19 protein-coding genes are annotated in these 23,111 nt (G+C 46.8%); 18 read left to right on the top strand and 1 reads right to left on the bottom strand.

Going from position 1 to position 23,111, the window contains the following annotated elements:
• The first annotated feature begins 14 nt into the window (after positions 1–14).
• From MJ770_RS07360 to MJ770_RS07325, 8 genes are all read left to right on the top strand, one after another.
• Positions 15–494: a Spy/CpxP family protein refolding chaperone gene (locus MJ770_RS07360; protein WP_239250967.1), complete on the top strand. Its 480-nt coding sequence runs from the start codon at positions 15–17 to the stop codon at positions 492–494.
• A 755-nt stretch (positions 495–1,249) separates the two neighbouring features.
• Complete coding sequence (locus MJ770_RS07355; protein WP_239250966.1) at positions 1,250–2,485, top strand: MdtA/MuxA family multidrug efflux RND transporter periplasmic adaptor subunit; 1,236 nt, start codon at positions 1,250–1,252, stop codon at positions 2,483–2,485.
• The gene (locus MJ770_RS07350) at positions 2,482–5,571 is read left to right on the top strand and encodes an MdtB/MuxB family multidrug efflux RND transporter permease subunit (protein ID WP_239250965.1); all 3,090 of its coding nucleotides are present in this window, start codon (positions 2,482–2,484) and stop codon (positions 5,569–5,571) included. Before MJ770_RS07355 ends, MJ770_RS07350 begins: the two co-directional genes overlap by 4 nt.
• Positions 5,572–5,593: 22 nt before the next feature.
• A complete protein-coding gene (locus MJ770_RS07345) occupies positions 5,594–8,707 on the top strand; it encodes a multidrug efflux RND transporter permease subunit (RefSeq protein WP_239250964.1) in 3,114 nt (1,037 codons plus the stop codon).
• A gap of 53 nt (positions 8,708–8,760) precedes the next feature.
• Positions 8,761–10,221, top strand: coding sequence for an efflux transporter outer membrane subunit (locus MJ770_RS07340; protein WP_239250963.1), 1,461 nt, complete (start codon positions 8,761–8,763; stop codon positions 10,219–10,221).
• Between the two features lie 278 nt (positions 10,222–10,499).
• Positions 10,500–12,227, top strand: coding sequence for a hypothetical protein (locus tag MJ770_RS07335; RefSeq protein ID WP_239250962.1), 1,728 nt, complete (start codon positions 10,500–10,502; stop codon positions 12,225–12,227).
• 149 nt (positions 12,228–12,376) lie between these two features.
• Positions 12,377–12,532: a hypothetical protein gene (locus MJ770_RS07330; RefSeq protein WP_239250961.1), complete on the top strand. Its 156-nt coding sequence runs from the start codon at positions 12,377–12,379 to the stop codon at positions 12,530–12,532.
• A gap of 33 nt (positions 12,533–12,565) precedes the next feature.
• Positions 12,566–12,772: a hypothetical protein gene (locus tag MJ770_RS07325; RefSeq protein WP_239250960.1), complete on the top strand. Its 207-nt coding sequence runs from the start codon at positions 12,566–12,568 to the stop codon at positions 12,770–12,772.
• Between the two features lie 153 nt (positions 12,773–12,925).
• Here the strand turns inward: MJ770_RS07325 and MJ770_RS07320 are convergent, their stop codons facing one another.
• Positions 12,926–14,167: a hypothetical protein gene (locus MJ770_RS07320; protein ID WP_239250959.1), complete on the bottom strand. Its 1,242-nt coding sequence runs from the start codon at positions 14,165–14,167 to the stop codon at positions 12,926–12,928.
• 722 nt (positions 14,168–14,889) lie between these two features.
• Between MJ770_RS07320 and MJ770_RS07315 the strand changes: the two genes are divergently transcribed.
• From MJ770_RS07315 to MJ770_RS07270, 10 genes are all read left to right on the top strand, one after another.
• Positions 14,890–15,162 carry a type II toxin-antitoxin system TacA family antitoxin gene (locus MJ770_RS07315; protein ID WP_239250958.1) on the top strand — a complete coding sequence of 91 codons (273 nt, stop codon included), beginning with the start codon at positions 14,890–14,892 and terminating at the stop codon, positions 15,160–15,162.
• Positions 15,159–15,653, top strand: a complete 495-nt coding sequence (locus MJ770_RS07310) for a GNAT family N-acetyltransferase (protein ID WP_239250957.1) — start codon at positions 15,159–15,161, stop codon at positions 15,651–15,653. Before MJ770_RS07315 ends, MJ770_RS07310 begins: the two co-directional genes overlap by 4 nt.
• A 285-nt stretch (positions 15,654–15,938) precedes the next feature.
• Entirely contained in the window at positions 15,939–16,649 is a 711-nt protein-coding gene (locus MJ770_RS07305; protein WP_239250956.1) for a YkgJ family cysteine cluster protein, read from the top strand.
• A gap of 497 nt (positions 16,650–17,146) precedes the next feature.
• On the top strand, positions 17,147–17,359 hold the full coding sequence (locus MJ770_RS07300; protein WP_239250955.1) for a DUF4177 domain-containing protein: 213 nt from the start codon (positions 17,147–17,149) through the stop codon (positions 17,357–17,359).
• Positions 17,356–17,571 carry a hypothetical protein gene (locus MJ770_RS07295; RefSeq protein WP_239250954.1) on the top strand — a complete coding sequence of 72 codons (216 nt, stop codon included), beginning with the start codon at positions 17,356–17,358 and terminating at the stop codon, positions 17,569–17,571. The genes MJ770_RS07300 and MJ770_RS07295 overlap by 4 nt, the downstream gene beginning before the upstream one ends.
• Positions 17,572–18,004: 433 nt before the next feature.
• On the top strand, positions 18,005–18,529 hold the full coding sequence (locus MJ770_RS07290; RefSeq protein ID WP_239250953.1) for a CBS domain-containing protein: 525 nt from the start codon (positions 18,005–18,007) through the stop codon (positions 18,527–18,529).
• A 434-nt stretch (positions 18,530–18,963) separates the two neighbouring features.
• Positions 18,964–20,682 (top strand): SEL1-like repeat protein, encoded by a 1,719-nt coding sequence (locus MJ770_RS07285; protein WP_239250952.1) that lies wholly within the window; start codon positions 18,964–18,966, stop codon positions 20,680–20,682.
• Positions 20,679–21,470: a J domain-containing protein gene (locus MJ770_RS07280; RefSeq protein WP_239250951.1), complete on the top strand. Its 792-nt coding sequence runs from the start codon at positions 20,679–20,681 to the stop codon at positions 21,468–21,470. Before MJ770_RS07285 ends, MJ770_RS07280 begins: the two co-directional genes overlap by 4 nt.
• 546 nt (positions 21,471–22,016) lie before the next feature.
• Complete coding sequence (locus tag MJ770_RS07275; protein ID WP_239250950.1) at positions 22,017–22,271, top strand: hypothetical protein; 255 nt, start codon at positions 22,017–22,019, stop codon at positions 22,269–22,271.
• 228 nt (positions 22,272–22,499) lie between these two features.
• Positions 22,500–22,754 (top strand): hypothetical protein, encoded by a 255-nt coding sequence (locus tag MJ770_RS07270; protein WP_239250950.1) that lies wholly within the window; start codon positions 22,500–22,502, stop codon positions 22,752–22,754.
• Positions 22,755–23,111: the final 357 nt, after the last annotated feature.

Here is a 23,111-nt window from a genome sequence, read left to right as displayed (position 1 = left end):
ATAGGAGATTAATTATGAAAAAGTCATCAAAAGCACTGTTGGCAAGTGTGTTGATCGTGAGTTCATTGGGACTTGGTGCGACAGTGTCCGCCAAGCAGCTCAGCGATAGGCCGGATTGTGAGCGCAGTGGTCATCGCATGGGTGCGAGTTATAAGCATGGCGACAAGGGATTTAACGTGGACCGCATGGCCGAAAAGCTTAACCTCGGAGATGACCAACGCACGCAGATTGAGGCCATTATGGAAGCATCTAAACAGCAGATTAGCGATCAACGTGACAAGATGCAGGCGAATCGCGAACAGCTGAAATCGCTGACGAAGCAAAGTCCGTTTGATGAAGCGGCGGTGCGTACGGTCGCGGACGCTCAGGGCGATCTTAACGCCGATATGATTGTCTTAAGAGCCCAGCAACGTGCGAAGATCAATGCTATTCTCACCGATGAACAACGCGCTGAGCTGGAAGACATGAGTGGCAAGAAACGCCGGCATCGCTGATTTTGCCATAACCAACTACGCGGCGGTCCACACAGGGCCGCCGCCAGGGGGTTCTACCCCGATTTGCGGACACTTCAAAGAGCCCGATAATGCGCAAAAGGAGGTTTATATCAATGCGAAGAAGATACAGCCGGGTCCCAAGTGGCGTCAAGTTAACGAAGGAAGAATAAATGACGTTTTTAGACTGTTACTCTGAGCATAGCTTCGCAGCTTTTCGAATTGTTACAGCGTTTCACTTCCTTTCCATGGCACCCAGAAGCTGTTTGGCTTTCCTATAGAATTGCCATTTCCTTTGAACGCTATGACTACCGGGGCTGGTGTTATCGTAAAAAGGGAGCAGTACCGAATGGCACTAAGTTAAGGCTAATTAGCATATATAAAATAACAATTTAAGTCAGTGTTGACGCGGGTTTTACAATAGTCTAACTTTGCAAAAAAGGCTTAACTTAGTGGCACTCGGGTAAGCAGGCATTTTACCGCAAGGTGAAGCAAGCAAAATTTCTCTATGCCTAGCTGATTTTCACTTAAATTCTTTCAGTCCAACAGGCTGCAAGAAAAAATTTTTTAGTATCGGTTCGCAGTCCAGTTGAGTGTAGAGAATATACAAATGGCCATACGCAACTAAATACAAGTAATACCTGTCTTCCCGTTATCCAAAAAACGCACTCCATTTAATTTGGTTCGTTGAAAGTCTTGTTGTTGAATTTGTAATATAGGTCGCCAAAAATGCATCAAATTACCGGTAGGAACCCTGAATGAAGAATAAAGTCCTTTGGATTACGAGCGGATTATTAGTGGTCATCGGTGTATTAACAATTTTTTTATCTGCTTCCGGGGAGGAAGAAAAGCAAGCGCCGTCAGTTAAGCGTGGCGGCAAAGATGGTGCAAACAGATCTCTGCCTGTGACGGTTGCAACCGCCCGGACCGGAGATATCGATGTGGTGATTAACGCGTTAGGCACTGTCACAGCGCGCAATACCGTAACTGTCAAACCCCGCGTCGACGGCCAACTTATTCGCGTTGCGTTCAGTGAAGGCCAAATCGTGAAGGTTGGTGATTTGCTTGCAGAAATTGACCCGCGCTCTTTTCAGGCGCAACTCGATCAAGCGAACGGACAGCTAATGCGGGATGAGTCTTTACTTGCCATTGCGCGGCTTGATCAGGTTCGTTATCGCGGCCTGCTGGCGAAAGATTCGATCGCTAAACAACAGGTCGATGCGCAAGAAGCGCTGGTAAAACAATATGAGGGTGATGTGAAAACAGATAGGGCTCTGGTGGATAATGCCAAGCTCCAGCTTGCTTTCACAAAAGTTACGGCACCGATTGCTGGCCGACTTGGGCTGCGCTTGGTTGACACAGGTAACATGGTGCGCGCCACTGATACTGGCGGTTTAGTTGTTATTACTCAGACCCAGCCGATTACCGTCATTTTCTCTATTCCTTCAGACCATCTTACTGATGTGATGAGTAAGATTAATGATAATCAACAGCTTACAGTTGAAGCTTGGGATCGCGATAATAAGAAAAGATTGGCTACCGGCGTGCTGCAATCGGTAGATAACCAGATTGATGTGACTACGGGCACAGTCAAGCTTAAGGCAGAATTTACAAATTCTGACAACACTCTTTTTCCGAATCTGTTTGTCAACGTCCACTTGCGCATTGAAACTCAACAGGGGGTGACTTTAATTCCGACTTCAGCATCCCAGCATGGTACAGAAGGCACTTATTTCTATGTAGTGAATGAGGACAAGACAGTGAGCATGCGACCGGTCATACTCGGACAAGTTTCGGGCAATATTGTAGCAGTCGAGAAAGGCTTGGTTCCTGGCGAGAAAGTCGTAATCGACGGCGCAGACAAGCTGAATCAGGGCGCAAAAGTGGAGATAATTTCCCCTGGCGAACGAGGCGGAGAAAAAAAAGATCCACCTAAAGGTGATAGTCGCCAAAATAGGCGGAAATCCCCGACTGAGAGCAAAGACGGGGCATGAACCCTTCACGACAGTTTATTATCCGGCCAGTAGCAACCTCGCTGCTAATGGTCGCCATCCTGTTTTCAGGGATACTGGCCTACAGCTTATTGCCAATTTCAGCCTTGCCGGAGGTTGATTACCCGACTATTCAGGTGACTACTTTTTACCCCGGCGCCAGCCCTGACGTAACAACATCTTCAATTACCGCACCATTGGAACGCCAGTTCGGGCAAATGCCCGGTTTGAGCCAAATGTCTTCCAGCAGTTCAGGCGGAGCTTCAGTCATTACACTACAGTTCGGACTCGATCTCAGTCTTCATGTAGCCGAACAAGGCGTGCAGGCAGCAATTAACGCTGCTTCCTCTTTTTTGCCTGATGATCTACCGATGCCGCCGGTTTACAGCAAGGTCAATCCTGCTGATGCGCCTATCGTTACGTTGGCGATCACGTCCGAATCGCTGCCACTGCCGAAAGTGCAAGACTTGGTGGATACCCGCGTGGCGCAGAAGTTATCGCAGTTGCCTGGCGTTGGCTTGGTAAGTGTCGGCGGCGGTCAACGGCCCGCTATACGCATCCAGGCTAATCCCACAGCTCTTGCCGCAACGGGTCTTAACCTCGACGACATTCGCATTGCAATCGGGAATGCCAATGTAAACATTGCGAAAGGAAGCTTTGATGGCGCGGCCCGGGCCTCAACCCTGGATGCCAATGACCAACTCAAATCCGCCGAAGAATACCGAAATCTTATTATCGCCTGGCGTAATGGCGCCCCGATCCGATTAAGTGACATTGCTGACACCATTGATGGTGCCGAGAACACGCATCTTGCTGCTTGGTCTGACCAGACGCGTGCTGTGATCCTGAATATTCAGCGTCAACCCGGAGCCAATGTCATCGAAACGGTGGATCATATCAAGGCGCTTTTGCCGCAATTGCAAGCTTCGTTACCTAACGCTATAAATGTCAAAATTCTCACTGATCGTACGACTACAATCCGTGCATCGGTGGAAGATGTCCGCTTTGAGCTACTACTTGCTATCGCGCTGGTGGTGATGGTGATCTTTCTGTTTATACGTAGCGTGTACGCCACCATCATCCCCGGCATTGCCGTGCCTCTATCGCTTATCGGCACTTTTGGCGTGATGTATCTGGCTGGTTTCAGTATCAACAACTTGACGCTGATGGCGTTAACTATTGCCACTGGTTTTGTGGTGGATGACGCAATCGTAATGATTGAAAATATCACGCGTTATATTGAAGCTGGTGATCCGCCCTTACAAGCCGCGCTCAAGGGCGCTGAACAAATAAGTTTCACCATTATTTCGCTGACCTTTTCGCTGATCGCTGTACTGATTCCATTGCTGTTCATGGGTGATGTAGTCGGCCGGCTATTCCGCGAATTTGCTATCACATTGGCAGTGGCTATTCTGATATCTGCTGTGGTATCGCTTACCCTCACGCCGATGATGTGTTCGAAATTACTGCGACATGTGCCAGTTGCCGAGCAAAGTCAGTTTTACCGTAAGAGCGGCGTTTTTTTCGATAACGTAATTGCGCGTTATGGTGTCATGCTCAATTGGGTGCTTGACCGTCAGTTTGCTACGTTGCTGGTGGCTGTGGCTACAATTGGCCTTAGTGTTATTCTATATATATTTGTACCAAAAGGATTTTTTCCAGTGCAAGACACTGGTGTGATTCAAGGTATGACGCAAGCTCCACAGTCAATTTCTTTCGCGGCCATGGCCGAACGTCAACAAACACTTGCTCAAGTTGTGCTGAAAGACCCTGCGGTAGAGAGCTTATCGTCATTTATTGGTGTTGATGGCACGAATGCCACGTTAAACAGTGGCCGTATGTTGATTAACCTCAAACCAAAGAGTGAGCGTAACGAGGACGCTAGTGGCGTAATTCGTCGCCTGCAAAACAGTCTGGAACAGGTACATGGAATAGAGATGTATATGCAGCCAGTACAAGATTTAACCATAGAGACGCGGGTAAGCAGCACTCAATATCAGTTCAGTCTCGCAGATGCCAATCCTGACGAGTTGGACGAATGGGCGACTAAAATACTCGAGCGACTGCGCCAATTGCCGGAGCTCATTGATGTCGCCAGCGACCTCCAGAATCAAGGTTTACAGGCATATGTCGAGATCGACCGTGACACCGCCAGTCGGTTTGGCATAACGCCTGCAGCAATAGATAACACCTTATACAATGCCTTTGGTCAGCGATTGATCTCAACAATATTCACTCAATCCAGCCTATATCGTGTAGTACTGGAAGTTAAGCCTGATTCTCAACGAGGGCCGGAGGCTCTTAATGGAATTTACATCGTATCGCTGGATGGTAGTCAAGTGCCGTTATCGTCGATAGCTCGTATTTCAGAACGTTCAACACCGCTTTCTGTAAACCATATTGATCAGTTTCCAGCTTCCACTATTTCGTTTAACTTGGCACCCGGTGTATCGTTGGGCGACGCAGTGAAAGCTATCCGTGCTGCGGAACAAGAAATTGGACTGCCGGTTAGTGTTCAAACCGGTTTTCAGGGAGCGGCTTTGGCGTTCCAAGCTTCTCTGAGCAACATGTTGCTACTGATTCTTGCGGCAATCATTACCATGTATATTGTTCTGGGCGTGCTCTATGAAAGCTACATTCACCCAGTCACAATTCTGTCCACTCTACCTTCTGCTGGAGTCGGCGCATTATTAGCACTATTGATCTCGCGCACGGACCTTGGAATTATCGGCGTAATAGGTATCATTCTGCTCATTGGCATTGTTAAAAAAAATGCCATTATGATGATCGACTTTGCGCTGGATGCTGAACGTAAGCATGGCAAAGCACCACGCGAGGCAATCTATGAAGCCTGTTTGTTACGATTTCGGCCGATTCTGATGACGACCCTGTGTGCCTTGCTTGCAGCACTTCCATTAATGCTCGGTACCGGCGTTGGGTCTGAGTTGCGTCATCCTCTCGGCATCACTATGGTGGGAGGGTTATTGGTCAGCCAGGCATTAACGCTGTTTACTACGCCGGTCATTTATCTTGCTTTTGATCGGTGTGTGCAACGTTTCAGATCGTCCCCGATTGCCAAGCATGCTTAAGGTGTAACTTGGTCTTGTTGCCATGAACCTGTCCGAAATCTTCATAAATCGCCCGGTTGCCACGACACTATTGGCACTTGGCATCGTATTGTCTGGGATCATTGCATTTACTTTGCTTCCTGTAGCATCCTTACCACAAGTAGATTTTCCGACAATTTCGGTGCGGGCATCCTTGCCGGGAGCAAGCCCGGAAACGATGGCTGCCACGGTAACTACACCGCTTGAACGATCACTTGGTCTTATCGCGGGCGTTAATGAAATTACCTCATCCAGCGCGCTGGGTGCAACCCAAATCACTTTGCAATTCGATCTTGACCGCGACATTGATGGCGCTGCTCATGACGTTCAGGCGGCAATGAACGCAGCGCGAAATCTCCTGCCCACCGGCCTTCCCAGCAACCCGGTTTACCGCAAATCCAATCCAGCCTCTGCGCCCATTATGATTCTTTCTCTTACCTCAGATTCGATGGATCGAGGGCAGATGTATGATGCGGCATCAACTATCCTCGCTCAAAAGATATCTCAGGTTAAAGGGATGGGAGAGGTGACTGTAGGCGGCAGTTCACTACCTGCCGTGCGCGTATTACTTAACCCGAGTACCCTGAACAAATATGGCATCGGCGTAGAGGATGTCCGTGCTGCAATCGTTGCCACTAACGCTAACAGGCCTAAAGGCTCACTTGAAAATGGAGACCGGCACTGGCAGATATTGGCTAACGATCAAGCCAAAACTGCTGCTGAATATACTCCGGCAATCGTAGCTTATCGAAACGGTGCCCCCGTCCGTCTTGCCGATATTGCTCAGGTCGTGGATTCGGTACAAGACATTCGAAATGCCGGATTAGTCAATGGAAAACCGGCAGTGATACTGATACTGCGTTTGGAGCCAGGCGCTAATGTCATTGAAACCGTTGATCAAGTGAAGAAATTGTTGCCGCTATTGCGCGCTTCTATACCGCCAGCTATGACTCTGACAATGGTGTCGGATCGCACGCCAACTATTCGCGCATCATTACGTGAAGTCGAGCACGCACTGTTGATTTCGATCGCCCTGGTGATGTTGGTTGTATTCTTGTTTCTGCGCGACGTTCGAGCTGCTCTAATCCCAAGTGTCGCGGTTTCAGTATCGTTGATCGGCACCTTTGGCGTGATGTATCTGGCCGGTTTCAGTCTGAATAATATTTCGCTTATGGCTCTGACTGTCTGCACCGGATTTGTGGTGGATGATGCGGTAGTGATGCTGGAAAATATTTCTCGCCACATCGACAACGGTGTTGAGCCATTTAAAGCGGCCGTACAAGGAGCGCGCGAGGTGAGTTTCACGGTTTTATCAATGAGCTTGTCCTTGATCGCCGTGTTCATACCAATTATGTTAATGGGTGGTATCGTCGGGCGGCTGTTTCGAGAATTTGCAATAACTTTATCGGCGGCCATTCTGGTGTCTCTGGTTGTATCGCTTACTGTGACACCCATGATGTGTGCACGGCTATTGCGTCCACGCTCTGCGTCACCGCAAGGGCGTTTCCTTCGGGTAAGTGAGCGAATCTTCAATGCGCTATTGAACGGCTACCGTGTATCGCTCGATTGGACACTCGCACACAGTCGCATCACGCTGTGCATATTATTAGCTACAATTTGCCTTAATGTATACCTCTATATAGCTATACCCAAGGGCTTCTTTCCACAGCAAGATACCGGCCGCCTGGCGGGTGGTATTCAAGCGGATCAAAGCATTTCTTTCCAAGCCATGGAAGTCAAGCTTGCTAATTTTGTGAATATTGTCAGCCAGGATCCTGCGGTGGAAAGTGTCGTAGGTTTTACCGGAGGAACGCGAGGACAGGTAAACACGGGACGAATGTTCGTTGGGCTAAAGCCTTTGGCTGAACGTAAGATATCCGCCGACAAGGTTATTGCACGGTTGCGCGGCAAGCTCGGCGATGAACCCGGTGCCAAATTGTTTCTTCAGGCGGTACAGGATATTAGAGTCGGCGGTCGCTCCAGAGACGCGCAATATCAATACACGCTCCAGGCAGACAGGATTGATGAATTGCGTATTTGGGAGCCCCTCATCCGCCAAGCATTACAAGCATTACCGCAAATTACAGATGTCAATACCGATCAACAAGATAACGGTAGGCAGACCTCGCTGATTATCGACCGCGATGCTGCTTCACGGCTGGGATTAACGCAAAGGCTGATCGATACGACATTGAATAATTTGTTCGGCCAACGCCAGGTATCAACGATATACAACCCATTGAACCAGTATCGCGTGGTAATGGAAGCCGCCCCGCAATATTTGCAAAGCCCGGAAGCACTGAAGGACGTATTTTTCATTGCGCCCGGAGGCTTGCAAGTACCATTGGCCGCATTCGCCCGCTGGGAAGAGAAGGTAACGCCATTGGTCGTTAACCACCAGGGCCAGTTTGCTGCCTCGACGATTGCATTTAACCTTCCCGAAGGCGTGTCGCTTTCAGAAGCTACGCAGGAAATTGAGAATGCAATGGCGAAGCTCGGCGTACCCGTTTCTGTGCAGGGAAGTTTTCAGGGGACAGCTAAAGCTTTTCAGGAATCACTTGCCAATCAACCATTGCTCATTCTTGCCGCATTGATTGCCGTGTATCTTGTACTCGGTATGCTTTATGAGAGCTTTATTCATCCTGTAACCATTCTTTCAACGCTGCCGTCGGCGGGAGTAGGTGCCCTGCTAGCGTTGCTAGCATTCAAAATGGATTTTAGTATTATGGCGTTGATTGGCGTCATCCTATTGATCGGCATTGTTAAGAAGAACGCGATTCTAATGGTTGACTTTGCTCTGGAAGCCGAACGGCAACGTGGCTTAAGTCCACGCGATGCGATCTATGAAGCCTGTCTATTACGTTTCCGTCCAATCATGATGACCAGCATGGCCGCCATGTTTGGCGCTTTACCACTCGCCTTAGGTTCAGGCATGGGGGCCGAAATGCGCCAACCTCTGGGTATCTCTATTGTCGGTGGACTAATTTTAAGTCAATTACTAACGCTATACACGACCCCCGTCGTCTACCTGTACCTCGATCGATTTAGGCTATGGTGTCAAAATACTTGGAAGCAAAGGCCCCAGGTTAAATCACTTAAAACAGCGCAACGAACATAAATATAGGCATCTAAAAAAATTTTACGGAGTTGAAAAAACTTCAGGAGTTAATTTTGATAAAAACTAACAATATTATTTGTGTACTGGTATTTTTAAGTCTAAGCGGATGTGCTGTAGGACCAGATTACAAACGACCTGTCGTCATAACGCCAACCACTTTCAAGGAAGAAGGAAATCTTTGGAAATTGGCAGAACCTCGAGATCACACGCTACGTGGCAACTGGTGGGAGATTTATGGTGACAACCAACTAAATGCGCTTGTGCAACAAGTATCAATCTCTAACCAAAATATACAAAGCACTGAAGCGCAATATCGACAAGCGCTCGCTCTTCTGGGTGTCGCGCGCGCACGATACTTCCCAACAGTATCCGGGAGCTTTGCTCAAACACGGGGACAAGGCACAAGCTCAACCAACTCTGGGGTAACCATTCCCGGCGATGCTTCCCGAGCCATTACCAATACAAACCGGCTCTTAATGAATGCCAACTGGGAGGTCGATTTGTGGGGGCGAATCAGACGCACCGTCGAATCAAATCGAGCTTCAGCTGAAGCCAGTGCCGCAGACCTGCAATCGGCACTGCTAAGTGTTCAATCTACGTTGGTGCAGACATATTTTCAATTACGAATCAATGATGCACAAAGTAAACTACTGGACCAAACAGCTAAAGCCTATAAGCGGTCGCTCGAAATTACTCAAAATCGCTATGAAGCTGGCATGGTGGGACGTTCTGACGTTGTTCAAGCACATACACAATTAAGGTCTACCCAAGCTCAAGCGATCGATCTTGGCGTAGAGAGAGCACAGCTTGAACATGCGATCGCTGTGATGATCGGAAAAGCACCATCCAATTTTTTGCTCAAACCAAGCACAGTTCTGCCAAAGTTGCCTGAATTTCCTGCTGGGCTTCCGTCTGAATTGCTGGAGAGGCGCCCTGATATAGCAGCAGCGGAACGCCGCGTTCAGGCCGCAAATGCTCAAATAGGGGTCACCCAATCTGCATTTTTTCCAACTTTAATTCTCGGTGCCTCAACGGGATATCAAAGTTCCATGCTTTCCAATTTGATATCCCTGCCGAGGCGAGTATGGTCTTTAGGGCCGAACATTGCTGCGACATTGTTTGACGGCGGAGTGCGGTCATCGCAAAAAGAGCAGGCAATTGCTTTATTTGACAAAAGCGTTGCTGATTATCGGCAGGTTGTTCTAACTGGATTTCAGGAAGTCGAAGACAACCTTGCGACATTACGCATCCTGAATGATGAAGCCAAAGTACAACGTGAAGCGGCGCAGTCTGCGCAGGAATCCGTCACACTCTTTAATAACCAGTACATAGCAGGAACAGTCAGCTACTTGAATGTAGTCACGGCACAAGCAACAGCATTGGATGCGGATATACGCAGCCTCAATATCACTGGCCGAAGTTTGGTTGCCAGCGCAGCATTGCTTAAAGCACTGGGTGGGGGTTGGGATGAATTTGAGGGTGCCCAGCAGGATATTCCTCGGAAGGGTGTTTAGCGTGAGGAGAGGGATTGAGAGATGTTGCCAAAATTGATAGTGTTTGGGCGGGGAGGGTGCTTAATCTTGGTTTGGAATTGACTTTAGCTAAAGTGATTATGACAAAGTCGCTCGGTAATTAGACCGACAGTTTCCCTCGGTAATCACTCTAGTTCACATCAACCTCGATAATGTTTAAAATTCAGAACTCCTTACGAGGTTCTTTTTAAAACAAAAAACTGTTGCACTTAGAACTTGAATTCACCCTTATTGAGGCTCTCTCGAGAGCATAATGGATTATGCTTAATATCAATTCTTTCAAAGTTGGGATAGTCGCTTTCCCCACGAGCAAAAACCTCGTCCGTCTATTGACTGGAATCGTAGTCCTTTGTTTTTTCGCTGCTTGCGGAAATAAGTCCGAATCCGCAGGAATGGGTCCGCTTGCAGACATTGTGTTTATGGGCTCAGTCGATGGATGGTCAGGCTCGATGGATAAGGGCGTTTATTCGCTGACGAACGAGGCGGACGATCCGAATGCCATTCGATATTTTTTCACTGAATCCGGTGATGAAAATGGCGGCAGACGATCTGTCAGTGTCGATGTCAAGACAGCTGAGATGGGCTCAGATGCTAGAGCAGGATTGCTTTATGGATACAGAGAGTCGCCCAAATTCTATTATTTAGTCGTAGCGAGCTCGAGCGGAGAGATTGGCATATACAAAAGGGACGACAGTGGATTTGGTCTTTCGTCGTCGACTTCGATAGAAATGGGGGACGATGATTCGGTGCGATTGGAGCTGAACGAAAAAGGTCGGGAACTCACGGTTGTAGCCAATGGGAGGACTATCAGCACTATAGAGAACGACAATGTTGGCAAAGGCCGACTCGGTATTGCTGCGTTTGGTTTAGGAAGGTTTGGGTTTACCAATTACGTTCAAACGCCTGCCGCAGAGACGCCCTCCGCAAAAACGACCTCCAAGCAACCGGAACGCAGAGAAAATATTGCGCAAAATCAAAAGCGTGAGGGACTGATAATGCTTGAATTCAAAGATCCTTCAATGGGAGGAATGGTCATGTTTACAGCTCCGTATCCAGAAGGCTGGAAAATTGATTCGAATCCTAATGATCAGCTCTCAATGACCGGCCCCGGGAAAATAATGGCGTATGAAAATATGTCTGCGCAATTTACGTATTCCAATGATCCGTTTTCAAGGCAGATCGCTCAGTCGAGCGGAGCGCAAATGGCTCCTCCGATGCACATTGAGCAGTTTCTGAATCAACGGTTTGGCCCTTACATGAAAGAAAAAGGATTTGATATGACGGATAGTTATCAACTTCCTAAAATTCAGGATTTTTGGGATCTTTATTCTATGGGTCTGCCTCAAGGAATGAATAAGCGTAGTTTCATCGTCATTGGTGCGGACTGGAAAGGAGCCAATGGATTCAAGGCCTGTACGGTACTGGTGATGACTACTCTTGAGAAATATGACTATGTCAGATGGTGGGTTTTATCGGGTGAGCTTTTTGCTCCAGAATCTGAATTTGAAAATGCTAAAGACGCTTACTTGCATGCGGGTGCAATGACTGAATTGAATCCGCGCTGGCAAATTGCCACGAACAATAGGTTACTTGAGAGTATACGTGCGAGCAAAGAGCATTGGGATGGGCAAATGAGGCAAATCCAGATTCAACATATCAACCGTATGAACGCCATTGCGGAACGTGGCAAAACAAGTTCGTCTGTGGCGCAGATTAATAGCGATATTTTGGACATCAGCCATTCTGGGTTCTTGAAGCGGAGCAATATGGTGAGCTCGGGCCAGGCGAAAGAAGTGAATATGCTCAGCGGACAGTCTGTAATTACCAACGCGTCGACCGGCGAAATGTTTCAAGTCGAGACGCAGCCTGGGAACTACTGGGTCGGTAGCAATGCCGAGTATTTTAGTACGGAAAACGTTCAGTATGACCCAAACACAGACAATAGTATGAATAGCCAGGGATGGACGCTGTTTGAGGTGAAGCAGTAGAAACGGACCCTCTCAACGATTTCTCATATAAGCAGGATTATGGATTACCGATACAAGCTCAACGCGTTTAAGAAGCCAGTGACATTTGTAGTGGTCTTATAGAAACGCACACCTCGATAGGATTATTAAGCAGCTAGAGAGGAATCGCAATGAGTACGCTCCGCAAGCATTACGAAGCCGCATTTAAATTAGAAGTTGCACGCATGGTAGTTGATCAAGGGCTGAGTATCTCGCAAGTGGTTAAAAACATGAGCCTAGGTCGCACAGCGGTGAGCCGCAGGATTGGACAATACCGGGAATTATAAAAAAGCATCGGCCTTCTTTTCCCGCGAACTGAGATGACCTACAACCTCATCAAGCAATGGCAACAGATGGCCATCAGCCAAGCATGTCGAACATTACAAACAAGCCGCTCGGGTTATTACACCGCCAAGCGGCGCATCGAGAAGCCAGCTAATTGTGTCACCAGTGTGCACGTGAAAGCCGCTTTCGTGGCGAATCAAGCAAGTAAGGTGGGCACGGTTTTGTGCCCACGCGGATTTTGAGACGTCGTGAATCGACTATCTGCCTACAGCGAGTCTGTGAAAACCAAATTCGTGATGAAAAATATTTTGCCCGCCATGTCGATTACATTCATTTCAACCAAGCAGACTGCGTGGGCACAAAACCGTGCCCACCTTACTCAGCTTCACCTAAACCTATTTAAACTTTCCTGAAGGAAGATCCTGCATGAATCCAGTCCAGTGATCTCCAAGCCAGGCATTGTGATACACCTCCTGATCCATACCGACGGCAATCACATCAATTCGGTTACTTGCGGTCGAAATAGCGCTGGGAGCTGAGTCCAGAAGCGATTTATTATCCATACGAAACCAGCCTTCCCAGCCCTTAGACGTCCAGGTGTTCTGCCACAACTTTCGGTCATCACCGACGGCAAATAAGTCGAGACGAGATGGTGCCATACGGACGACAGTTGGCGCAGACAGAAATGTTCCATTGCCGATTTTGGACCATGCACTCCACGCATCATTGCCTTTGCGTGAACTGGTGTAGATGGCACGGTCTTCGCCGCGTGCAAATACATTCACTTGGTCGGCACTGAATTTAATTGAGCTCGGCGACGAACTAAATGTCCCGACACCTATGGGTGTCCATTTTCTCCATTTCCCTGAATTGCGCTCAGAGTTATAGATTCGTTTATCCTTCCCAACGCCAAAAAGAGTTGGTCGTGTACCGTCAGCATAGGCTGGTCCGCTGGTGAATGTACCATCTTCTATGACTTCTCTAGACCATGACTGGCCATTCCAGTGCAGTTCGTAGAAACGATCATCTTTGCCTCGCCCGAAAACCGAAAACTGATCATTATTCCGCAGCCGATTGACTGAACGTCCGATCACTGGACCGGACCTGTACTCACCAGTGCCGATTGGAGCCCAAGCAGACCACGTCTTAGCGTTCCAAGACGAGATGAAATATCGGTCATCCATTCCGATCCCGATCACATCAAGGTGACCTTCTTTGCGCGAGAAAATCGCCGGGCGGTGTTTCAACGTCGTGTCTGAATTCGACAAGCCTGACTCACCGCTTGAAACCGAACTACAACAGTAAACTTTGGAACCCGTGGCGCAAGCTTTGCCACCCGATGATCCAGCTGGCGGTGTAGACTTTTTTTCGTGACTCTTGCATGAGCCATCGCAGAACGGGGCCGTGCCGTCCCAGCGACACTTCACCGCACTCGGACAACACAATGCCTTCGATCCGGTCGCACATGCTGCACCAAACTTTGGTCCATAGTAAGCAGGTGGCCCACCGCCACCAGGTGCCGTTGAGCTTCTGGTAATTTCTGTTTCCTTGGCTCCACAACTTCCGTTGCAAACTGGTGAGGTACCATCCCATCTACAGTTATCATATTGAGCCAATGTGGATTGTGAATAAAACATTATTAATATTGCTGTTAGTGCTAATGCGTATTTAGATTTCATCTATCCTACCTACCCTCCGTTGTACTAGGAGAAATAATGTGGAAAAAGGGGCAGTACCTTTAAAAGTTACGCAACTCCGTGCTATCTGAGTCTGATTTTTCTTTCTCCACATTGCGCGCTTTCTAGAGTCAGAAACGCTGACTGCACTTTTGTGCCGCACTACATTTATTTCATGCATATAGCGTGCCAGACACATAATATTCATCAACATATTGATTAATAATATTATATTTTTAATGAAAAGTGAGTGGTGGGGCATATTGCACCCAGTAAAATAAATATTGCAGGCAGTTAATTGGCTGGAAACGCCTGTGACAAAGGAATGAGAGGGATTGACCCACTTCCGGGTTATTTATGACCCATTGTAAAAATTATGAAGTGATAAAGCCTGGTAGGTAAGCGAATTTATATGAAACCAAGTAAGGTGGGCACGGTTTTGTGCCCAAGCGGATACTGAGACATCGCGAATTGACTATCTGGCAATGGCGATTCTGGGAACACCAAATTCGTGATAAAAATGATTTTTTGCCCACCATGTCGATTAGCTGCCTGTGTCCACCCTTGGCACGGCGGTATTGGAAGCATTAAATCCGAGATGAGGTCAATTAACGTATTGACAATAGATATACGCACGGCTATTGTTTGCGTATCTATTGTGTATGCATTAAGAGGAGAGTTCCATGCGCGACGCCGCCATCAACCTTCGGGCATTGCCCGAGCAACGAGATTTAATTGATCAAGCTGCAACTCTGCTAGGCAAGAACCGTTCGGATTTCATGCTCGAAGCTGCCTGCTCAGCCGCGCAGGCGGTAATACTTGACCAAGTTTTTTTCAGCCTGAATTCCGACAAGTTTCAGCAGTATTCAGCAATGCTCGACGCACCACCCAGCCATAATCCAGGGCTTGAGCGCCTCATGGACGTGGCGTCTCCTTGGACCGAAATCAAATCATGAGTTTGCAACTAAACGCACCGCAGCCACTCGCGACCACCCACATTCTGGATCGATTTGAGTGTGGCCAAGGCATTCTCGACGAGTGGTTCAAACGCCGCGCAATGGCCAACCAACTGAGCGGAGCCAGCCGCACGTTCGTAGTGGCGGATCAGGATAATCGTGTTTACGGCTACTATGCCATGACTGCGGGGGCTGTAACGCACCAGATGTCAACCAGTTCTGCGCATCGGAACATGCCAGATCCCGTTCCGGTGATGGTTCTGGCTCGGCTCGCAGTTGACTACCACGTTCAAGGCATTAAGCTTGGCGCATCTCTACTGCAAGACGCCGTCAACCGGGCTGTAATGGTTTCTCAAAATTCCGGTGTCCGAGCTCTGTTGGTGCATGCACTTCACAACCACGCCAAGGAATTCTACGAGCACTACGGCTTTCAGTCGTCGCCGTTGCATCCGTTGACGCTGATGCTGAGATTGAATATCGGTAAGTCATGAATAAATGAATTTAGCACTCATCACTTGGGCAGTGTGATTGCCGAAGCGAATGCGGGGCGCCTCTAAAAATTCAATTTTGCGAAGAGCCGCTTCGCAGTTTGCCTGCTTACCCCGTTGACATGCAAGATAGGGCGCAAGTAAAAAATTGAACGCAGCATATATCTGATATATGAGTGATACTCTTTTCGAGTAACGCGGTATTGAGACGAAGATCAGGTTTATAGACGTGCTCTGTATGAATTGTTTTGAGTATTGCATTAAGGTCCCATCGACCACTGGAGGCGTATGCTCAGTCAAGAAGAACAATCGCGTATTCGCGAATCTATAAAGGCCGTCTCGGTTCGTGCTACTTCTTCCATACAGAAGTGCACGAACGCTTGGCAAGCGATCGTCTTTTTGAAGTCACTAAACTCAAGTATTGACGCTGTCACAAGTGAACCGCAAAGTTTAGCTTTGACACCTGAATGCAAGGCTGGCTGTTCATTCTGCTGCAGCGTCAAAGTTGAAGTCTCTGATCCAGAAGCGATCCAAATCGCCCGGCACGTTCAGGACCTTCCTCAGGATGAGAAAGTTAAGCTCATTGAAAAGCTGAAGCTTGTGGCGGCACACAAGGCAAACTTGACTACATCTGGGAGAAGCGATTGTGCCTTCCTTGAGGCTGGCCTTTGTTCCATTTACGCTATCAGGCCATCGGTCTGTCGAAAAGCGCATTCTTTGTCTGTAAAGGCGTGTGAAGAATTGGCTCCCGAGATACCTCAGAACCTCAACCTATTACTCCAATGCGAAGTAATAGTGGCCGGCGCTAACGAAGCGTTCCAAAAAAATAACCTGCACGTAGGTAAGTACGAGTTGTCTTCCGCCGTACTCGCAGCGCTCGCAAACGTAAACGCGGCTGAAGAGTGGTTTAGAGGCAAACCATTAGTGTGCGAGACGGGCAAAGCCTTAAAATCAGGCGGTGAAAATGCGGCCTCTGCATTCCACCCAGACGTTGCGTGATAGAGTCGCAGTGCTAGTGAATTCGAGCGTCAGGTACCAGAAGCGGCTCTCCTTATCGAAAAATACCACTTTGATGTTTGCCGTCTTGACACTGATCGTATTGTTGGAAGCCTGCGTGTACGTTCCAAGAAGCACGCAAGTATTTGATTCTGAATGCCAAGTTGTCGCAAATCACATGGAGCTTCAAGAAGTGCAAATAGCTGCCATTCATCAATGCAGAAATCAGGAATGCATTGCACTGATATTGGTCGCCAGTGCGGTCACAGCAGCTTCGGTCATCGTCTCTGGCTCAATAGTTGTCGCAGGCAATATTGCTTACTGGTTCGAGAGAAAATCCCATTGTCAGATGCCTCAATAGGCAGCACTGCTAACGCCTAAGATTTTTGTGCAAGCGTGGTGTGCAAACAACTGGAGCATGATACTCACGATTTCTGTCGTGGAGACGCTCCCCGTCAAATTCATTCCAACAAGATTTATCAATTACAGTAGGGGGTTCGATGAAACAATACAAAGTTGTAATTTACCAAGAAGGTATGTTGGGTTCATTGGTTCTCGGTTCATCTAAAGTCGATCCTGTTAAATTCACTGATTTCTTAAACATGAATGCAAGCCAAGGGTGGCAAGTTGTTACTATGGAAAAAGATATACGGAGAATGCTTCTTCTCTGGAAGCGTGAGGCATACGTGGTAATTATGGAAAGGGACGCATGAAACTTGGGATAATTACTTGTCTTTCTATCGCTGTAGTTTGGGCATTACTAGCGCTAGTTCAGCTTTGGTTTCAGATAATATCCAGTGATGTATTTTTGAAATTATCTATTACTGCGGGAGTGGCTGTAACAATTGTTCTAACTGTTACTCTGACAATCCGTGAATGTCTGACTGATAAAGAAATGAAGTCCAAAGGATTTATCGATGAGTAAAATGAATGGCGGTACGATATAAGCGTAGCGTCGGAGAAGTTGAACGTCAGGACTCTATATTATGAACTTATAGTCATTCACAACATGAAACAAAATTTTGACAATTTTCTAGAGCTGACGCATGAAAAATTTGAGATTATCATCTAAAAATCAGACGTTTTCGCTAAACAATATCTGAATAAAGAATAATTCAAACTCATTCGTGCTGAAACAGCTGCACTCTGAAGAATCTAAAATAGCAATTTAGTGAGCAGCGCGCTTTGCTGCTTACTCCAAATAAAATGTCTTTGTCTGTATGCTATGCGATGTCTAGTTAAGCACAGTATTTGGATAGCCAAGCAAAGACTGGCAAAATACCAACTTAGAAAATATTTTCAACTCCGATACAATCACAACTATCATTTCACTTAATACAATTTAAGGACAATTACTTATGCCATCCGCTCTAAAATTAAAACCCGTTCACGCCACAAGCCTTCCTATTCCTGGTGTTGAGTCTTGGCACGTTATTGAAAATGACCCTGCATTGTTGGTGATGACAGATTTTCACTGGCATTCGTCGGTGACAGTATCAGAAAACTCTACAATTGATGCGGCGTTAGACCACATGAAACACACCGGTGTGCGTTGTGCTTTTGTGATTGATGGGAAAATGTGTACAGTGGTAGGGATGATCACGGCCTATGATATTTCAGGGGAAAAGCCTTTGCAGTATATGCAATTTGCAAGTGTTTCACGTCCAGATATATTGGTTAAAAATATCATGCAGAAGATAAGTGATTGGCACGTAGCAACCCTTAAGGATATCGAGAACGCAACCGTAGCCGAAGTACTCAAAGTGTTTACTGAAAGTAGTGATGTGACGCATATTCCTGTTATGGAAACCAACAATAAGAATGAACAATGCTTGCGTGGCTTGCTTTCATTTGCGAAAGTGAAGCGTTTGCTCTCCGCTTAATTTGAGTTCACATAAGTTTTTCCAAGTTTAATTAGTTTGATTTTCGGTTGCACACTATGAAGGGTACCTCTAAAAATCCAATTTTCGTCGCAATATTGCGTGGCTCAAAAAATATTTATCGATTAAATATCAGTCATATGCCGTGATCAGTTTTATTGTCGAGCATTATCTTGCGTAGTAACGGGCTAAGCAGGCAAGCTGCGAAACGACTGCACGCAAAATTGAATTTTTAGAGGTGCCCATGCATTATTTCATCCTCGCGTAACATGCAGTGGAAGTAAAGAAACTTGATACAGATCGAGCGAGATATGATGAAAAAACAGGACTAATGTTTTACTATATTTTTTTAACCCCAGCCATACATAACACATAGCGATAATTTGAAGATAATCAGTTCACGAATTAAAAGCATACATATAGGTGAGTAAATACTTATGACCGAACAAAAAAAGCTTCCAGCCAAAGCAATCTCGCGGGAAGTTATCGCGCATACAGGGCAAGGTAGCAGCCTTGTTATGCGAGGAATGGCTGCAGTTATGAGTAGTAAAGATCCATCGTTAGATGAAGACTATGACGCGATTTATCGCCATGCTCGAGACACCTATAACTATATTATTGAACTTGGTGATAAAACAGGCTTTGGTATAGCTTGGACACGTAATGATCTCGACGATTTGAAAGATGCCTTAGATGCCTTCCAACGGTTGGCGGATAGCCAATATGGCAAAGCATATTTTCCATTATCGCTTCTCCACAAGGGTGGACGGAGTTTCCCGGTTCACAATGAACATGCTCAGCATTACACAAGGCTGGCTTTCGACTGGTGTATAGCAAACCAAAATCAAGATGACCCTGAAATATGGCATGACTTGGGTAGGTTATATTGGCTCGGTGAGGTAGTCGAGGCAGACTACGAGCAAGCACTCCATTGGTATCAGAAGTCGGCAGACAGAGGACTAGAGCAAGCGCAATACAATCTTGGGGCCATGTATTACAACGGACAGGGCGTTATACAAGATTATCAGCAAGCAATGTTATGGTATCTCAAGGCTGCAGAACAAGGACATACGCGTGCACAGTATGCACTAGGTGCCATGTATTACAACGGGCAAGGCGTTGCACTGGACTATGAACAGGCTGTGCATTGGTATCAGATGAGTGCAGACCTAGGAAATGCATGGGCGCAACAAATTTTTGGATATATGTACGAGAATGGTCAAGGCATCAAGCAGAACTACGAACTAGCTTCGTTTTGGTATCGTAGAGCCGCAGAGCAGGGCCTTGCGCGAGCACAATTCTATTTGGCAGCCATGTTCAACAGCGGCCAATTGGAAACGCACGATCATGAACCAGCTAAATTTTGGTATATGAAGGCTGCAGAGCAGGGGTATGCGCGAGCACAATTCGCATTAGCTGTTATGTACAAAAATGGCCAGGGCGTCAATCAGGATTATCAGCAGGCCACGTTTTGGTATCTAAAAGCTGCCAAGCAGGGACATGTAAGAGCACAATATGCAGTAGGAAACACGTTTAGCAAAGGCTCAGGGGCGCACCAGGATTATGAGCAAGCTGCATTCTGGTATGAAAAAGCTGCTGGTCAGGGTCATGCGGAGTCACAATTCTGTCTAGGATTCTTGTATGAAAAAGGTCAAGGCGTTACACAAAGTAACGAGCAGGCCGCGTCCTGGTATAACAAAGCTGCAGAACAGAAGCATGCTACGGCTCAATTAAATCTGGGGTATTTGTACAACAACGGGCTGGGAGTTGTCCAAGACGATCAGCAAGCTGTGTATTGGTTTCTAAAGGCTGCAGAGCAGGGCGATATGCAAGCTCAATACACCCTAGGCATTATGTACGACAATGGCCAGGGCGTTACACAGGACGATCAGCAAGCGGCATCTTGGTACGGTAAAGCCGCAGAGCAGGGGCTTGCGGAAGCACAATTCAATTTTGGATTCATGTGCAGCAAAGGCCGAGGTGTAACACAGGATGACCAGCTAGCGGTGTCATGGTATCGCAAGGCTGGACAACAAGGTGAAGCCAGAGCCTTGGATCAATTGAAGGAACTTGGGGTTAGTAGTAGAGAGAAAATCGACCCCACCGCGTGGGCGAAACTGAACGAATTTACGCTCAGTTGGAAAACAACAGAATGAAGCTCACTTTAGAACAGGAGATTGCCCGCCTGGTGAGTGAGCAGGTTAAGTTAGCAGAGCAGGTTGTTTCGGCTGAATTGGAATTGGAAACAGCCAAGACAGAAATAGCACAGTTCCAGCGCCGCTATTATGAAATTGTCGGGCGATTCTACGCTCAGTTAGATGAGCTTGACGCGCAAATTGCTAACGAACAGGCGGGGCTATCACCCGGTGATGCGGATGCTCAAGCCCATGCACAAGCCGCGCAGGATCAGGCTAGAAAGTCTGCTGAAGAAGCGGGTTTAATAGAGGCTCAGCCTCCCCCGCCACTGGTTATTACGCCGCAACTCAAACAGGCATTCCGGCGCGCCGCCATGATGATGCACCCCGATCGCGCATCCACGGAGCCAGAGCGAGTGCGCCGCCACGAATTTATGATAAAGGTGAACCTTGCCTACGAGCGCGGTGATCAGCAGGCCATTGAAAATCTGGTGCAGGAGTTCATCCAGGATCCCGGGATGCGTGAGACCGATGATCCAGAGGATCGTGAGTTAATTCCTGATCTGGGTGTGGAATTACGAATGTTGAAAGTTATTCGTCGTAGTGGACAGTTACAGCGCCGTATGGATGAAATTCAGGAAGAGTTGTATGAAAAAAAACGATCTGATATTTATAAATTAAAAATCACAATTGAAAGAGCAGAGTTGAAAGGTAGCGACCCCTTGGGCGATTTGGCGGAACAGATACAACAAGATTTGATTAAGCGAAAAATTCGGTTAGAGGAAATCATCTCAAATAAATTAAGCTAGCGAAAACCTGACCTCTCTTTGCAGAAAAGTAGTCCAAAATTATGATTAAAAAATACAATTAAAGCGATAGATAATTAATTATAAATTACATTCAAATTTTTAAAGCATGCTGGTCCAGTTGACGCAACACTCTTACACGACAATGTCCCTCGAAATAATATTGACCTTGAATCCGGTCAATCCCACCTAAACACTTGCACATCGTTATCCGTTTCGACCACTTCCAGGAACGTTACTATTTCTTCGTCTTCGTACTCGGTATCACTTAGCAATATCAACTTTTCGGGTGATAACTCAGTTGCACTGAGATCACTGTAAAGCCACGCTCCGAGAGTGACTTTTACGCGGCATTTAGATCGTTGATGTAGGCGAATAATAATATTTCGCCATTATGTGCGGTACCGCACAGACTAATGCCTGTTGTCTTCATTAATGTGTCAATCAGAGTTTAGTCATAAGTCTGATTAGACTCGATAAAGGTCAGTTTGAAACAATGCTGAGCTGATCTTAACTTGATTTTACACGATGCATTTTAAGGAGAATGTCATGAAAAAAAATATTCTTAATCTCGCAATAGTTTCATGTTTTGCATTAGCTGCTATGTCTGCCCATGCCGATTCAGAGGGTGGCGGTTCACTTGAGTCTGAAAGAGCAGCATTGAGTAATTATCTGTGGCCTGATTCATCAAAAGGAGGGTCTGTCGGTCCTGACTACACTGGACATGGGAGAACAGATAAGATGTACCCAACTATGACTTCAGAGCATGGCAAGTCTGAACAACGTGACAAGTCTAAACATTAGGACACTTCAAAATAGGTCAGTAGGGTTAGTGATTAAAAGGATGCGTCTTCGACTGATGGCTAATAGTCCAATGTGCTTGCTTCGATGTTGTGTGGCATACCGTACAGACAGTACCTAGACGCATCAAAGTTTGGTCATAAGTCTAATTTGACTCGACAAAGGTCAGTTTGAAACAATGCTGAGCTGATCTTAACTTGATTTTACACGATGCATTTTAAGGAGAATGTCATGAAAAAAAATATTCTTAATCTCGCAATAGTTTCATGTTTTGCATTAGCTGCTATGTCTGCCCATGCCGATTCAGAGGGTGGCGGTTCACTTGAGTCTGAAAGAGCAGCATTGAGTAATTATCTGTGGCCTGATTCATCAAAAGGAGGGTCTGTCGGTCCTGACTACACTGGACATGGGAGAACAGATAAGATGTACCCAACTATGACTTCAGAGCATGGCAAGTCTGAACAACGTGACAAGTCTAAACATTAGGACACTTCAAAATAGGTCAGTAGAGTTCATAAAGAGTAGATTGCTCACGGGATGGTTATGAATCCTCTGGTCATGCGGGTAGCAGTTATAAGCCTACTGGATCAAATTTAGATCTGGATAGTTAATTCTAACTGATCTAATAATTCAGGCAATTAGCGTACGAGGCTGTTATTGATGCATTAAGTTCTTGAAACAGTCGCAAAATAGCGAAACAATAAGGCCAGTTTTTTTTCTGGCCTTATTTATTTTTTAGTAAACATTCGGTTGAAGAAATAACGTTGATTGTCACAAGTAGCAGCATAATTTGTAGTAATCGCGACATCATCTGACAGTTACCCGATTTGATCGAAGTGACTG

Source organism: Candidatus Nitrotoga sp. M5, from assembly GCF_927904885.1.
GTDB lineage: Bacteria > Pseudomonadota > Gammaproteobacteria > Burkholderiales > Gallionellaceae > Nitrotoga.
Note: the sequence above shows the minus strand (reverse complement) of the source record. Positions and strands in the feature narration are given on the sequence as shown.